Origin of the sequence: Pseudomonas monachiensis, from assembly GCF_047345015.1 — a bacterium.
Classification (GTDB): Bacteria; Pseudomonadota; Gammaproteobacteria; order Pseudomonadales; family Pseudomonadaceae; genus Aquipseudomonas; species Aquipseudomonas monachiensis.
Window position 1 is genome coordinate 1,905,869 of sequence record NZ_CP178857.1, and the last position, 15,220, is coordinate 1,921,088.

Annotated in this window: 10 protein-coding genes; 8 read left to right on the top strand and 2 right to left on the bottom strand. The window is 59.4% G+C overall.

Features of this window, described 5'->3' with window-relative positions; genetic code table 11:
• The first annotated feature begins 40 nt into the window (after positions 1-40).
• Together ACMDB8_RS08595 and ACMDB8_RS08600 are read left to right on the top strand one after the other, a co-directional pair.
• Positions 41-1,807, top strand: a complete 1,767-nt coding sequence (locus ACMDB8_RS08595) for an ABC transporter transmembrane domain-containing protein (protein ID WP_056721988.1) — start codon at positions 41-43, stop codon at positions 1,805-1,807.
• A gap of 68 nt (positions 1,808-1,875) precedes the next feature.
• A complete protein-coding gene (locus tag ACMDB8_RS08600) occupies positions 1,876-2,919 on the top strand; it encodes a Fic family protein (RefSeq protein WP_409078445.1) in 1,044 nt (347 codons plus the stop codon).
• A gap of 54 nt (positions 2,920-2,973) precedes the next feature.
• Here ACMDB8_RS08600 and ACMDB8_RS08605 read toward each other — a convergent pair whose 3' ends face one another.
• Positions 2,974-4,902, bottom strand: a complete 1,929-nt coding sequence (locus ACMDB8_RS08605) for a transglycosylase SLT domain-containing protein (RefSeq protein ID WP_409078444.1) — start codon at positions 4,900-4,902, stop codon at positions 2,974-2,976.
• Between the two features lie 215 nt (positions 4,903-5,117).
• Here ACMDB8_RS08605 and ACMDB8_RS08610 point away from each other — a divergent pair, with 215 nt between their 5' ends.
• Complete coding sequence (locus ACMDB8_RS08610) at positions 5,118-7,037, top strand: ATP-binding cassette domain-containing protein (RefSeq protein WP_409078443.1); 1,920 nt, start codon at positions 5,118-5,120, stop codon at positions 7,035-7,037.
• Between the two features lie 125 nt (positions 7,038-7,162).
• On the opposite strand, the gene ACMDB8_RS08615 is transcribed toward ACMDB8_RS08610, so the two are convergent.
• A complete protein-coding gene (locus tag ACMDB8_RS08615) occupies positions 7,163-7,603 on the bottom strand; it encodes a universal stress protein (RefSeq protein WP_046041383.1) in 441 nt (146 codons plus the stop codon).
• 104 nt (positions 7,604-7,707) lie between these two features.
• On the opposite strand from ACMDB8_RS08615, the gene ACMDB8_RS08620 reads away from it, so the two are divergent.
• From ACMDB8_RS08620 to topA, 5 genes are all read left to right on the top strand, one after another.
• The gene (locus ACMDB8_RS08620; RefSeq protein ID WP_056721993.1) at positions 7,708-8,145 is read left to right on the top strand and encodes a hypothetical protein; all 438 of its coding nucleotides are present in this window, start codon (positions 7,708-7,710) and stop codon (positions 8,143-8,145) included.
• Positions 8,146-8,658: 513 nt separating this feature from the next.
• Positions 8,659-10,806, top strand: a complete 2,148-nt coding sequence (gene fadB / locus ACMDB8_RS08625; RefSeq protein WP_056721995.1) for a fatty acid oxidation complex subunit alpha FadB — start codon at positions 8,659-8,661, stop codon at positions 10,804-10,806.
• Positions 10,807-10,835: 29 nt separating this feature from the next.
• A complete protein-coding gene (gene fadA, locus ACMDB8_RS08630) occupies positions 10,836-12,011 on the top strand; it encodes an acetyl-CoA C-acyltransferase FadA (protein ID WP_008023006.1) in 1,176 nt (391 codons plus the stop codon).
• A 98-nt stretch (positions 12,012-12,109) separates the two neighbouring features.
• On the top strand, positions 12,110-12,346 hold the full coding sequence (locus ACMDB8_RS08635) for a DUF1653 domain-containing protein (protein WP_008050054.1): 237 nt from the start codon (positions 12,110-12,112) through the stop codon (positions 12,344-12,346).
• Positions 12,347-12,460: 114 nt separating this feature from the next.
• Entirely contained in the window at positions 12,461-15,088 is a 2,628-nt protein-coding gene (gene topA / locus ACMDB8_RS08640; protein WP_046041393.1) for a type I DNA topoisomerase, read from the top strand.
• Positions 15,089-15,220 lie beyond the last annotated feature (132 nt).

Below are 15,220 nucleotides of genomic sequence, written 5' to 3' on the forward strand. Positions count from 1 at the left end.
TAGGCTGACCCTAATGACTGCCTTGTCCAGGATAATTACGATGCTCTCTGCCCGTCACCGCCGTGCCATTCGCCTGGCCAGCCGTTTCATTGCGCCGTATCGCTGGCAGGCCATTGGCGCCTTGCTGGCGTTGATCGCCACCGCCGGCATCACCTTGTCCATGGGGCAGGGCATCCGCCTGCTGGTGGACAAGGGGTTCATGACCCAGTCACCGCACCTGCTCAATCAGTCCATCGGTCTGTTCATGGTGCTGGTGGCGGGGTTGGCGATCGGAACCTTTGCACGGTTTTACCTGGTGTCGTGGATCGGCGAGCGCTGCGTCGCCGACATCCGCCGCAACGTGTTCAATCACCTGATTTACCTGCATCCGGGGTTTTACGAAGACAATCGCAGCTCGGAAATCCAGTCCCGCCTGACCGCCGACACCACGCTGCTGCAATCGGTCATCGGCTCTTCGCTGTCGTTGTTCCTGCGCAATCTGTTGATGGTGATCGGCGGGATCATCCTGTTGTTCATCACCAACCCCAAGCTCACCAGCATCGTGGTGGTTGCCTTGCCCCTGGTGATCGCGCCGATCCTGATCTTCGGGCGCCGGGTGCGTAACCTCTCACGCCTGAGCCAGGACCGGATTGCCGATATCGGCAGCTATGTGTCCGAAACCCTGGGCCAGATCAAGACCGTGCAGGCCTACAACCATCAGGCCCAGGACGAGCGCCGGTTTGCCGTGACCGTGGAAGAGGCGTTCAACACCGCACGCAAGCGCATCTTCCAGCGGGCCTGGCTGATTACCCTGGTGATCGTGCTGGTATTGGGCGCGGTCGGGGTGATGCTCTGGGTCGGCGGCATGGACGTCATCGCCGGGCGGATTTCCGCCGGCGAGCTGGCGGCGTTCGTGTTCTACAGCCTGATCGTCGGCAGCGCGTTCGGTACCTTGAGCGAAGTGATTGGCGAGTTGCAGCGGGCAGCCGGCGCGGCCGAGCGGATTGCCGAGTTGCTGCGCTCAGAAAACATCATCCTGGCGCCAGTGGCGGGCGCGGTGAAACTGCCCGAGCGTGTCGAAGGCCAGTTGCAACTGCACAATGTGCGTTTTTCCTACCCGTCGCGGCCGCAAAGCTATGCTGTCGACGGCTTGAGCCTGACCGTCAATGCTGGTGAGACGCTGGCGCTGGTCGGGCCATCAGGGGCCGGTAAATCCACGGTGTATGACTTGCTGCTGCGATTTTACGACCCGGCCGAAGGGCGCATCCTGCTCGATGGCGTGCCATTGACTCAACTCGACCCGCTGGACCTGCGCCGCTGTTTCGCCCTGGTGTCGCAAACCCCGGCGCTGTTTTTCGGCAGCATTGAAGAAAACATTCGCTACGGCAATCCACAGGCGACCTTGGCCGAGGTGCAGGAGGCGGCAAAAATCGCTTACGCCCATGACTTTATCGAAGCCATGCCCAACGGTTACCAGACTCATCTGGGGGACGGCGGTCTCGGCTTGTCCGGTGGCCAGCGCCAACGCCTGGCCATCGCCCGCGCGTTGCTGGTGGACGCGCCGATCCTGCTCCTGGACGAAGCCACCAGCGCCCTCGATGCCCAGAGCGAACACCTGATCCAGCAGGCGCTGCCAAGCCTGATGAAAAACCGCACCACCCTGGTGATAGCCCATCGCCTGGCCACGGTGAAAAACGCCGATCGCATCGCAGTGATGGATCAGGGGAAGCTGGTAGCGGTGGGCACGCATCAGGAGCTTATCGCCAGTAATGCGTTGTATGCGCGGTTGGCGGCGTTGCAGTTTAGTGATGGACATGAAGCGGCATGAATGACTACTGATGAATGACGCCCGGTTCGGGCATTATGTCGTCCTCTGTTATGAGCCCGGATGAGGATATGAGCCGTTATCAACCACCGCTGACCTTGACGACGAAAATGTTGTCGCTGATCGCCGATATCAGCGAACAGATCGGTCAGCTTACGGCTATGGACGAACGCCTGCAGACACCTCAGTTACGTCGTGGCAATCGGATTCGAACGATTCAGGCTTCTTTGGCCATCGAAAACAATACGCTGAGCATCGAACAGGTGACTGCCGTTCTGGCAGGGCAGCGTGTGCTGGGGTTGCCTCGGGAAATCCAGGAAGTACGAAATGCGTTTGCTGCTTACGAAGCCATGCCTGATTGGCAGCCAAGCAGCCGGACCGATTTACTGCGCGCCCATGAATTGCTGGTGGGCGGATTGATTGATGAATACGGGCAGTTTCGTCGAACCGGCGTGGGTATCTATCGTGGCGATAAGTTGATCCATATGGCGCCGCCGCCGAGTCGCGTTGTGCACTTGATTGATGACTTGTTGGCGTGGCTTGGTGCCTCGGACTGGCATCCGCTGATTACCAGCTGCGTCTTTCATTATGAATTTGAGTTCATCCATCCCTTCGCTGACGGTAACGGACGTATGGGACGCCTTTGGCAAACCCTGATACTCAGTCAGTGGCGCCCGGTATTATCTTATTTGCCGGTTGAGGCCGTGATTCGGGATCAGCAGGAGGCGTACTACGCGGCATTGTCGGCGGCCGATCTTTTGGCCGAATCAACGCCTTTCGTAGAGTTCATGTTGCGAGCCATGAGCCTTGCACTATCGGAGGCGGTACAGGGTGAGCCAGAAATCGACCCAGTAACCGACCCAGTAACCGACCCAGTAGAGAAGTTGCTTTCTGCGCTGCATCTTAACGGTCCGCGAAAGATCAGCGAATTGATGGCTGACATCGGATTGGTGCACAAGGCGACCTTTCGGGCTAACTATCTCAGGCCTGCATTAGCGGTCGAATGGATAGAAATGACCCATCCCGAGTCGCCAAGTAGTCCGGCACAAAAGTATCGCCTGACCCAACTTGGAAAACAGGTCTTCGCACGGCTCAAGTCGGCAAAGAAATTCTGAGCAATAAAAAAGCCCGCAGCTGTGATGCGGGCTTTTTTTGCGGGTCGATTTGAATCATTGATCGTCGAAATACCGCTCATGCCAATCCACGATCGGCTGCGGTGAGTTGAGCTTCTCGCCATAGATCACCGAATACGACAGCACGTTTTGCACGTACTGGCGGGTTTCGTCGAACGGGATACTTTCCACCCACACGTCGAAACTCAAGTGATCGGCACCGCGCAGCCATTGGCGAACGCGGCCCGGGCCGGCGTTGTAGGCGGCGGAGGCGAGGACGCGGTTGCCGTTGAACTGGCTGTGCACCTGGCTCAGGTACGCGGCGCCGAGCTGGATGTTCTTGTCCGGGTTGAACAGTTGCTGTGGCGAGCTATAGGGAATGCTGAACTTGCGTGCGGTTTCCTTGGCGGTGGCGGGCATCAGTTGCATCAGGCCCGAGGCACCGACCCCGGAGCGGGCATCTTCCATGAAGGCGCTTTCCTGGCGAGTGATGGCGAACGCCCAGCTCGGATGCAGGCCGCGATTCTTCGCTTCACGCACCAGCGTGTTGCGGTGGGCCATCGGGAAACGGATATCCAGATCGTCCCAATACTGCGCCTGGCTGATGGTGCGAATGGCCGGGAAATACCATTTCAGGTCGTAAGCCAGTTTCGCCTGGGCAACCATCTCGTCACGGCTGAAGTGGCGGCTGACGTGGTACCACTCGCGACGACCGTCGACGATTTGTCCGCGAGCGTGGAACTCCAGGGCGCGACGTATGCCGGGGGTGTTGCGCACTTTGTTGATCAGCGCCTGGCTCATCACCAGCGGCTTGTTGTTCAGCGAATAGGGTGACTGCGAGCGATCGGCGGCGAGGAAGCCATAGAAGTCGCGTTCGCGGGCCAGGTTTTTATAGAGTGTCAGAGCTTCCGGATTCTGCGGTTGCGCCAGCTCCAGGCTGCGGGCCTGCCAGTAACGCCAGCGGTTGGTGTTGGCCAGGTCCTGGGGCAGGCGGCGGGTCAACTGATAGGCATCGTCCCAGCGCGCCAGGCGCAGGAGCAGGCGCAAGCGCCATTCGGAAACCGTGTTGTCGCGCAGTTCCGGATCGTATTTGGTCATGACGTCCAGGGCACGACCGTCGAAACGTTTGGCGAGGCTCAGCCCGATTTCCCGGGCGATCGCGACTTTTTCATCCCGGGAGAAATGCATGCTGCTGGCGTAACCGTCGAGCAGATTCATGGCCCTGTCCGGGTCCTGGCGAGCCAGGCGGCGCAGGCCGAGGCTGACCACGTCGGACATGGCTTCATCGGCCGGCGTGAAGCGTGACGGCTGGTTGAGCAGTTCCGGTTTCTGCGCCACGTCGATCAGCAAGCGACCGCGCGGGGCGAGAGTGGTCAGGCCGTTGACCAGGCTGTTGGCCAGCGGGTAGTTGCGCGCCTGGGCGGCGAGTTTCGCGCGTTCCCAGCGTTTTTGCTCGGTCAGCTGGCCATCGGCGGCCCACATGCCGAACAGGGCATCGCAGGCTTCGGGCTGGGATTTTCCGGTCAACCAGAGCTTTTCAGCGTTGGCATAACCTTCGGCCTTGAGGTTGTGGCTGATCTGGTACTGCGCATTCAGGCAGTCCAGTTCGGTGAAGTTCATTTTCGGGTCGTAATACTTGACGAAGGTCGCCCAGTCGCCCCGGTCCGCCAGCCAGCGCAACCAGCGCAGTTTCATCCAGTTCGCTTGCGGCAGGTCGCCATGCTCGGCAAGGAATTTCTCGATTTCGGCGTTGCTCGCGGTTTTCAGGCGTGCGGTCAGTTCGTCGTACGCCAGGTAGGGTTCCAGCGGATAATCGGCGAGGGCCTGGCTGTAACGGAAGTACGGGCCGCTATCGCCCTTGGCCAGGGCGCGTTTGGCTTCATCGTAATACTGGCGTTGGGTGGACAGGTCCACCGCCTGGGCGGATTGGACGGCAGCGGCAGACAGTAAAAAAGCAGATAAAAGATTGAAAAGGCGACTGCGCATGAGACGTCCGGGCAGAGAAAAATCATGACAAGCGCGGGCCAGGCCCGCGCTGAATTGTCTGTAGCTTAGCCTTTTGCCAGCAGCCGGTGAAAGCTTTGCGGGTCTTCCCGCGTCAGTTCGCAACATTTGTCATGCAGAGTGCTACGAGAGTGAAATTGCCGGCCTTCTGGAGCCTCAAGTCAGGTAGAATGCGCGCCCGGTTTTTGGAGAAGCTCATGACCCTGCTCAAATTCAGCGATGTGTCCCTTGCTTTCGGCGCTATGCCGTTGTTGGACAAGGTGTCCTGGCAGATCGCCCGTGGTGAGCGGGTGTGCATCATCGGCCGCAATGGCACTGGCAAGTCCAGCATGATGAAGCTCGTCAAGGGCGACCAGAAGCCCGATGACGGCTCCGTTTGGCGCGCACCCGGGCTCAAGATCGGCGAATTGCCGCAAGAATTGCCGGTGGCCGACGAGCGGACAGTGTTCGACGTGGTGGCCGAAGGCCTGGACGGTGTCGGTGCCTTGCTCGCCGAGTATCACCACCTGAGCCAGAACTGCGTCACCGACGCCGATCTGGACAAACTGATGCACGTCCAGCACGACCTCGAAGCCCGCGATGGCTGGCGCTTGCAGACCCTCGTTGACAGCACCCTGAGCCGCCTGCAACTGCCGGCCGACAAGACCCTCGCCGAGTTGTCCGGCGGCTGGCGTCGTCGCGTCCTGCTGGCCCAGGCCCTGGTGTCCGAGCCGGACCTGCTGCTGCTCGACGAACCGACCAACCACCTGGACATCGGTGCCATCGCCTGGCTTGAAGAAGCGCTGAAGGATTTCCAGGGCGCCGTGCTGTTCATCACGCACGACCGTTCTTTCCTGCAGAACCTGGCAACCCGCATCCTCGAACTGGATCGCGGCGGCCTGATCGACTGGAACGGCGACTACGCCAGTTTCCTCGTGCACAAGGAAGCTGAACTCGCTGCCGAAGCCACTGCTAATGCGCTGTTCGACAAGCGCCTGGCCCAGGAAGAAGTGTGGATTCGCCAGGGCATCAAGGCCCGTCGTACCCGTAACGAAGGCCGCGTACGTGCGCTCAAAGCCTTGCGTGTCGAGCGCAGCGAGCGTCGTGAGCGTACCGGCAAGGCCAACATTCAGCTGGATACCGCCGACAAGTCCGGTAAGCAGGTCATGGTGCTCGATAACGTGAGCTTCGCTCACCCGGGCGGGCCGTTCCTGATCAAGGACTTCTCCATGGTGCTGCAGCGCGGCGACCGTATCGGTCTGCTCGGCGCCAACGGTACCGGCAAGACCACCCTGCTGAAGCTGATGCTCAGCGGCTTGCAGCCGACCAGCGGCAAAGTGGAAGAGGGCACCAGGATCGATGTTGCCTACTTCGACCAGTTGCGCCATCAACTGGACCTGGAAAAAACCGTGATCGACAACGTGGCCGAAGGTCGCGACTTCATCGATATCGATGGTCAGAGCCGCCACGTGCTGAGCTATCTCGGCGACTTCCTGTTCAGCCCGCAGCGTGCCCGCACGCCGGTCAAGGCGCTGTCCGGTGGTGAGCGTGCCCGTCTGTTGCTGGCCAAGCTGTTCAGCAAGCCGGCGAACCTGCTGGTACTCGACGAACCGACCAACGACCTCGACGTCGAAACCCTCGAATTGCTCGAAGAGGTCTTGCTGACCTTCAACGGCACCGTACTGATGGTCAGCCACGACCGGGCATTCCTCGACAACGTGGTCACCAGCACCCTGGTCTTCGAAGGTGAAGGCAAGGTTCGCGAGTACGTCGGTGGCTACCAGGACTGGCTGCGCCAGGGCGGCTCGCCGCGCCTGCTGGGCGTGACCGAGAGCAAGTCCGGCAAGGCCGACCTGAACTCCGCCGTGGTGAAGGCCGAGCCTGCGCCGGTTGCAGCAGTCGTCGAAGCGCCAGTGGCGAAGAAAAAGCTCAGCTACAAGTTGCAGCGCGAGCTGGAAGCGTTGCCGGGGCAGATCGAAGCCATGGAGCAGCAGATTGCCGCCGTTGAAGCGCAGATGGCGGATGCCGGTTTCTACCAGCGTCCTGCGGCCGAAACGGCAGCGGTGATTGCTCAGTTGGAGCAATTGCAGGCTGAGCTCGACATCATGGTCGAGCGTTGGGCCGAGCTGGATGCCTGATTGATCCTGCAATAAAAAAGCCCGGCGCTCAGTGATGAACGCCGGGCTTTTCATATGCAATGCGATCTGCGGGCTGCCGTAGATCCAATGTGGGAGCAAGCCCGCTCCCACAATGATTTGTGTTGTCAGCTTTTGTTTTGCAGACGCACCGCCAGCACATCGCAAGGCGCGCCATGCAACACGTCATTGGCGGTGGAGCCCAGCAGCAGTGCCAGGCCGTGCCGGCCATGGCTGCCCACCACGATCAGGTCGCAGGTTTGCTCCTTGGCCAGGTGGTGGATCTCCTGGCGTGGCTGGCCGTAGGTCAGGTGGCTGTATTCCCTGGAGAGCTCCGGATATTTCAGGATCAGGCGGTCAAGACGCTCCTTGGCCTGATCGAACTGCTGTTGTTGCAGTTGTGACAGGTCCATCGGCACGTCGCCGCCGAAGGCCATCGCCATCGGCTCGACAATGTGCACCAGCGACAATTTCGCACCGTTGCTCACCGACAGTTCGCGAGCGCGGTGAATCACAGGGTCGCACTCTTCGGTCAGATCTACAGCGACCAGAATATGGTTGTAGGGCATGAGGTGCTCCTCCTGAGGGATGCAATATTGGTAAGTATGGCTGGTTTCAAGCGCATTGGTTCCAAAGTGACACAATGGGCTCATTCAAATTCGGGAGTACAGATATGACGGTCTGGATAGTGGTGTCAATCCTGTTGGTGGTGCTGAGCCCACTGGCATGGTTGCGGCCGTCGCGAGTTCAGAGCGGGCGCATAGCCTTGCGGATGGAGGCCCGGCGCATCGGACTGGCCATGCAATTGGCACCTCAGGAGTGGCCACACTGGCTCAGCCAGGAGCCGCCGAGCCCTTGCGCCCAGTACCATCGTCCGCGGCGCGGCCGTCAGCCGGCGTGCTGGAGTTACTGGCAAAAATCACCGGGTGTCTGGGTCAATCAGTGGCAGGAAATCTGTGAAGATCGTTCGTTGCTCGATCATTTCGAAAAATTGCCAGGCAATGTCTTCAAGGTCGAGGCCGACAAGCAAATAATCGCCTTGTATTGGGGCGAGAAGGGCGAGGCCGAGGTTTTGCAACGGATCGATGCCACCCTCAAGGCGCTGGCCTGACACCGCAGCCAGTAAAAATCATCAGGCAATAAAAAGCCCGACAAAATCATCGGGCGGGTTGGCCAGGCAGGCCGGTAATCGGTGTTGGCTGATCTTACGCTGGGCATTCGCCAAAAGCGTTCACAATTTTCCTCCAGGTTTCGCCAGCGTAGCTTGTTAAACACGGGCTGCAGCGAATTAGGGCGAATTTTCTAACAATTGATTCTATGAATGACCTTGCATGTTTCGGCGTGTTTAAGGTCTTCGCAGTACGGATATGACCGGAAAGTCGCGTTTCAACCCGTGTTTTGGGCGATTGACAATTGTCGGAAATTCCGTGAAGGTGACGTACCCAAATCAAACGGGCGTATGAATTGAGCGTTTGTATTTCAGACCGCTCCTACAGAATCCCGACTATCGCGTTGGCGGGTGTGCCGGGGGAATGGGCGTAGCATTGACGATCAACGTCCCTGCCAAGCCGTTCGCCTGCGTCCGACGTGTACTGTTCAGCTTCCATATCGTGGAGATCAGTTGATGATTTACGAAGGTAAAGCCATCACGGTTAAGGCTCTTGAAAGTGGCATCGTCGAACTGAAGTTCGACCTCAAGGGTGAGTCCGTCAACAAGTTCAACCGTCTAACCCTGAACGAACTGCGTCAGGCCGTAGACACCATCAAGGCAGATGCTTCGATCAAGGGCGTGATCGTCAGCAGTGGCAAGGACGTGTTCATCGTCGGCGCCGACATCACCGAATTTGTCGACAACTTCAAGCTGCCGGATGCAGAACTTGTTGCTGGCAACCTCGAAGCCAACAAGATTTTCAGCGATTTCGAAGACCTCAACGTCCCGACTGTTGTTGCCATCAACGGCATCGCGTTGGGTGGCGGTCTGGAAATGTGCCTGGCGGCGGACTACCGCGTCATGTCCACCAAGGCCAAGATCGGTCTGCCGGAAGTCAAGCTGGGCATCTACCCGGGCTTCGGCGGTACTGTGCGCCTGCCGCGCCTGATCGGTGCCGACAACGCCATCGAGTGGATTGCCGCCGGCAAGGAAAACCGTCCTGAGGACGCGCTGAAAGTCGGCGCCGTCGACGCAGTGGTAGCTCCTGAGCAGCTGCAGAACGCCGCGCTGGAACTGATCAAGCGCGCCATCTCCGGCGAGTTCGACTACAAGGCCAAGCGCCAGCCGAAGCTGGAAAAACTCAAGCTGAACGCCATCGAACAAATGATGGCTTTCGAAACCGCCAAGGGTTTCGTTGCTGGCCAGGCTGGCCCGAACTACCCGGCGCCGGTTGAAGCGATCAAGACCATCCAGAAAGCCGCGAACTTCGGTCGCGACAAGGCGCTGGAAATCGAGGCTGCCGGTTTCGTCAAGCTGGCCAAGACCTCTGCCGCGCAGAGCTTGATCGGCTTGTTCCTGAACGATCAGGAACTGAAGAAAAAGGCCAAGGCCTACGACGAAATCGCCAAGGACGTGAAGCAGGCCGCCGTACTGGGCGCCGGCATCATGGGCGGCGGTATCGCCTATCAGTCGGCTTCCAAAGGCACGCCGATCCTGATGAAGGACATCAACGAGCACGGTATCGAGCAGGGTCTGGCCGAAGCCGCCAAACTGCTGGTTGGCCGCGTTGATAAAGGTCGCATGACCGCCGCGAAAATGGCTGAAGTGCTCAACGGCATTCGTCCAACCCTGTCCTACGGTGATTTCGGTCACGTGGACCTGGTGGTGGAAGCGGTCGTCGAGAACCCCAAGGTCAAGCAAGCGGTACTGGCTGAAGTCGAAGACAAGGTCAAGGAGGACACCATTCTGGCGTCCAACACCTCGACCATTTCCATCACCTTGCTGGCCAAGGCCCTCAAGCGTCCGGAAAACTTCGTCGGCATGCACTTCTTCAACCCGGTGCACATGATGCCGCTGGTGGAAGTGATCCGTGGCGAGAAGTCCAGCGAGTTGGCGGTTGCCACCACCGTTGCCTACGCCAAGAAAATGGGCAAGAACCCGATCGTCGTCAACGACTGCCCGGGCTTCCTGGTCAACCGTGTCCTGTTCCCGTACTTCGGCGGTTTCGCCAAGCTGGTCAGCGCCGGTGTGGACTTCGTCCGTATCGACAAGGTCATGGAAAAATTCGGCTGGCCTATGGGCCCGGCCTACCTGATGGACGTGGTCGGCATCGACACCGGTCACCACGGTCGTGACGTGATGGCTGAAGGCTTCCCGGACCGCATGAAGGACGACCGTCGCTCGGCCGTCGACGTGCTCTACGAAGCCAAGCGCCTGGGCCAGAAGAACGGCAAGGGCTTCTACGCCTACGAGACCGACAAGAAAGGCAAGCAGAAGAAAGTCGCCGATCCCTCGGTACTGGAAGTGCTCAAGCCGATCGTTTACGAACAGCGCGAAGTCACCGACGAAGACATCATCAACTGGATGATGATCCCGCTGTGCCTGGAAACCGTGCGTTGCCTGGAAGACGGCATCGTCGAAACCGCAGCCGAAGCCGACATGGGTCTGGTCTACGGTATCGGTTTCCCTCCATTCCGTGGCGGTGCGCTGCGCTACATCGACTCGATCGGTGTGGCAGAGTTCGTTGCCCTGGCTGACCAGTACGCTGACTTGGGCGCGCTGTACCACCCGACCGCGAAGCTGCGCGAAATGGCCAAGAACGGCCAGAGCTTCTTCGGTTAAGCGCCCCCAACTAGAGTGAGAGTGAACTTATGAGCTTGAATCCTAGAGACGTCGTGATTGTCGACTTCGGTCGTACTCCGATGGGCCGCTCCAAGGGCGGCATGCACCGCAACACCCGCGCCGAAGACATGTCGGCGCACCTGATCAGCAAACTGCTGGAACGTAACGTCAAGGTCGACCCGAACGAAGTGGAAGACGTGATCTGGGGCTGTGTGAACCAGACCCTGGAGCAGGGCTGGAACATCGCGCGCATGGCGTCGCTGATGACCCAGATCCCGCACACCTCGGCCGGCCAGACCGTCAGCCGCCTGTGTGGCTCGTCCATGAGCGCACTGCACACTGCCGCGCAAGCGATCATGACCGGCAACGGTGACGTTTTCGTGGTGGGCGGCGTCGAGCATATGGGTCACGTGAGCATGATGCACGGTGTCGATCCGAACCCGCACATGTCGCTGTACGCGGCGAAAGCCTCGGGCATGATGGGCCTGACCGCGGAAATGCTGGGCAAGATGCACGGCATCACTCGCGAGCAGCAGGATGCTTTCGGCGTGCGCTCCCACCAACTCGCCCACAAGGCGACCGTGGAAGGCAAGTTCAAGGACGAAATCATCCCGATGCAGGGCTACGACGAGAACGGTTTCCTGAAAACCTTCGACTACGACGAAACCATTCGTCCGGAAACCACCCTGGAAAGCCTGGCGGCTCTGAAGCCGGCGTTCAATCCGAAGGGCGGCACCGTGACAGCCGGTACCTCGTCGCAGATCACCGATGGTGCCTCGTGCATGATCGTGATGTCGGCGCAGCGCGCACAGGACCTGGGCATCCAGCCTCTGGCGGTGATTCGTTCGATGGCGGTGGCAGGTGTGGATCCGGCAATCATGGGCTATGGTCCAGTACCGGCCACACAAAAAGCATTGAAGCGCGCGGGTCTGGGTATCTCCGACATCGACTTCTTCGAGCTCAACGAAGCTTTCGCCGCACAGGCCTTGCCAGTGCTGAAAGATCTGAAAGTGCTCGACAAGATGAACGAGAAGGTTAACCTGCACGGCGGCGCGATCGCCCTGGGCCACCCGTTCGGTTGCTCCGGTGCGCGTATCTCCGGCACTTTGCTCAATGTGATGAAGCAGAATGGCGGTACCTTCGGGGTAGCCACCATGTGCATTGGTCTCGGCCAAGGCATCTCCACCGTCTTCGAACGCGTTTAAGCGTCTCGTTGATGGAAGCCGGGGCCAAGTGCCCCGGTTTTTGTTTTTCCGGATTTATTTTTGTTTTTATTTTGAAAAAATTCAGCGAGGGCCAAAGCATGCCGATACAACCTGGGCTCTACCAACATTACAAAGGTCCGCAGTACCGCGTATTCAGTGTTGCGCGGCATTCGGAAACCGAAGAAGAAGTGGTCTTCTATCAAGCCCTGTATGGCGATTACGGCTTTTGGGTGCGTCCCTTGAGCATGTTCCTGGAGTCCGTCGAAGTTGACGGCGAACAGGTGCCACGCTTTGCTTTGGTGCAGGCCGAAGAAAGCCTTTTCAACAAGCCATAAGCTGGGTGCGCGCAAAACCCTGCGCTTGACCTCACCTTGTTGCCACTATATATAGCGGTGCCGCGTCAGGCGCCAACCGCCTTTCACTTCTCGAATTCAGGAATTTTCTGATCCATGGGCAAATCGCTGGTCATTGTGGAATCCCCGGCTAAGGCCAAGACCATCAACAAGTATTTGGGCAACGAATACGTGGTGAAGTCGAGTATCGGCCATATCCGAGACCTGCCCACCAGCGGTTCGGCTAGCGCCAGCAAAGAGCCAGCCGCCAAGCGCGGCAAGGCTGCCGCGGGTGAAGTGCCGGCACTGTCGCCGAAAGAAAAAGCGCGCAAGCAGCTGGTCGCTCGCATGGGGGTCGATCCGGACCATGGCTGGAAAGCCAAGTACGAGATCCTCCCGGGCAAGGAAAAGGTCATCGAAGAGCTGCGCCGGCTCGCCAAGGATGCTGACACCATCTATCTCGCAACCGACTTGGACCGCGAGGGGGAAGCCATTGCCTGGCACCTGCGCGAAGCCATCGGTGGTGACGACACCCGCTACAAGCGCGTGGTGTTCAACGAAATTACCAAGAAGGCGATCCAGGAAGCCTTCTCGAAGCCAGGCGAACTGGATATCGACCGCGTTAACGCCCAGCAGGCGCGTCGTTTCCTCGACCGCGTCGTGGGCTACATGGTTTCGCCGCTGCTGTGGGCCAAGATCGCTCGCGGTCTGTCTGCCGGTCGCGTGCAATCGGTTGCCGTGAAGCTGGTGGTCGAGCGCGAACGTGAAATCCGTGCGTTCATCCCGGAAGAGTACTGGGAAGTCCACGCCGACCTCGGCACCGCCAAAGGCGCGACCGTGCGTTTCGACGTGGCTCGCGAAAAGGGCGAAGCCTTCAAGCCGCTCAACGAAACCCAGGCCATGGCTGCACTGGAGAAGCTCAAGGCTTCCAGCTACAGCATCGTCAAGCGCGAAGACAAACCGACCAGCAGCAAGCCGTCGGCGCCGTTCATCACCTCCACCCTGCAACAGGCCGCGAGTAACCGCCTGGGCTTCGGTGTGAAGAAAACCATGATGATGGCCCAACGTTTGTACGAAGCCGGCTACATCACTTATATGCGTACCGACTCCACCAACCTTTCGGTTGATGCCGTGGCAATGGCGCGTACTTATATTGAAGGCGAGTTCGGCAAGAAGTACCTGCCGGAAACCCCGAACGTCTACAGCAGCAAGGAAGGCGCACAAGAGGCTCACGAAGCGATTCGTCCGTCCGACGCCAATACCGAGCCAAGCAAGCTGTCGGGCATGGAGCGTGACGCTGAGCGCCTCTACGAGCTGATCTGGCGCCAGTTCCTCGCTTGCCAGATGCTGCCGGCGCAATACCTGTCGACCACGGTCACTGTGGGTGCCGGCGACTTCGAGCTGCGCGCCAAGGGCCGCATCCTGAAGTTCGACGGTTACACCCGCGTCATGCCGCAAATCGCCAAGCCAGGCGATGACGACGTACTGCCGGACATGGCCCAGGGCGACGCGATGAAGCTGATCAAGCTTGATCCGACCCAGCACTTCACCAAGCCGCCGGCGCGTTACTCGGAAGCTAGCCTGGTAAAAGAAATGGAAAAACGCGGCATCGGTCGTCCTTCGACCTACGCGGCGATCATTTCGACCATCCAGGACCGCGGCTACGTGGCGCTGCACAACCGTCGTTTCTACTCGGAAAAGATGGGTGACATCGTCACCGAGCGTCTGGCGGAGAGCTTCTCCAACCTGATGGACTACGGTTTCACCGCCGGCATGGAAGAGCATCTCGATGACGTGGCCCAGGGCGAACGCGACTGGAAAAACGTGCTCGACGAGTTCTACGGCGACTTCAAGAAGAAACTCGAAGTAGCCGAAAGCCCGGAACACGGCATGCGCGCCAACCAGCCCGTCATGACTGACATTCCGTGCACCACCTGCGGCCGGCCGATGCAGATCCGTACCGCGTCGACCGGTGTGTTCCTCGGTTGCTCGGGCTACAGCCTGCCGCCGAAAGAGCGCTGCAAGGCCACCGTCAACCTGGTGCCGGGCGACGAAATCGCCGCGGACGACGAGGGTGAGTCGGAGTCGCTGGTGTTGCGTGGCAAGCATCGCTGCCCGATCTGCAGCACGGCGATGGATGCCTACCTGCTCGATGAAAAGCGCAAGCTGCACATCTGCGGTAACAACCCGGATTGCGATGGCTACGAAATCGAAGAGGGCACTTATCGCATCAAGGGCTATGAAGGTCCGAGCCTGGAGTGCGACAAGTGCGGTAGCGAGATGCAGCTCAAGACCGGCCGTTTCGGCAAGTTCTTCGGTTGCACCAATGCTACTTGCAAGAACACCCGCAAGCTGCTGAAGAGCGGTGATGCGGCGCCGCCGAAGATGGATCCGGTGAAGATGCCTGAGCTGAAATGCGAAAAGGTCAACGACACCTACATCCTGCGCGACGGTGCATCCGGTCTGTTCCTGGCCGCCAGCCAGTTCCCGAAAAACCGCGAGACCCGTGCTCCGCTGGTGATGGAAATCATCCCGCACAAGGACGAGATCGATCCGAAGTATCACTTCCTCTGCGAAGCACCGAAGAAAGATCCGGATGGCCTCCCGACTGTGATTCGTTACAGTCGCAAGACCAAGGAGCAGTACGTGCAGACCGAAGTCGACGGTAAGCCGACTGGCTGGAAAGCGTTCTACGACGGCGGCAAGTGGACGGTCGAAGACAAGCGTCCGGCTGCGAAGGCGTAAAGCGTCGCGGCACTGAAAAGGCCGCATGAGAACCCTCGGGTTTTCATGCGGCCTTTTTTGGTGCTCCTGCAAAGAAGGGGGGCTTGCGGTTGGATCGGCTGATCCTCGACACTGTCCAACCTGCATGAAGCA

Bases quoted from the DNA above. Each gene is read 5' to 3' on its own strand.
- ACMDB8_RS08595 (WP_056721988.1), top strand. From the start codon at position 41: ATGCTCTCTGCCCGTCACCGCCGTGCCATTCGCCTGGCCAGCCGTTTC.
- ACMDB8_RS08600 (WP_409078445.1), top strand. From the start codon at position 1,876: ATGAGCCGTTATCAACCACCGCTGACCTTGACGACGAAAATGTTGTCG.
- ACMDB8_RS08605 (WP_409078444.1), bottom strand. From the start codon at position 4,902: ATGCGCAGTCGCCTTTTCAATCTTTTATCTGCTTTTTTACTGTCTGCC.
- ACMDB8_RS08610 (WP_409078443.1), top strand. From the start codon at position 5,118: ATGACCCTGCTCAAATTCAGCGATGTGTCCCTTGCTTTCGGCGCTATG.
- ACMDB8_RS08615 (WP_046041383.1), bottom strand. From the start codon at position 7,603: ATGCCCTACAACCATATTCTGGTCGCTGTAGATCTGACCGAAGAGTGC.
- ACMDB8_RS08620 (WP_056721993.1), top strand. From the start codon at position 7,708: ATGACGGTCTGGATAGTGGTGTCAATCCTGTTGGTGGTGCTGAGCCCA.
- fadB (WP_056721995.1), top strand. From the start codon at position 8,659: ATGATTTACGAAGGTAAAGCCATCACGGTTAAGGCTCTTGAAAGTGGC.
- fadA (WP_008023006.1), top strand. From the start codon at position 10,836: ATGAGCTTGAATCCTAGAGACGTCGTGATTGTCGACTTCGGTCGTACT.
- ACMDB8_RS08635 (WP_008050054.1), top strand. From the start codon at position 12,110: ATGCCGATACAACCTGGGCTCTACCAACATTACAAAGGTCCGCAGTAC.
- topA (WP_046041393.1), top strand. From the start codon at position 12,461: ATGGGCAAATCGCTGGTCATTGTGGAATCCCCGGCTAAGGCCAAGACC.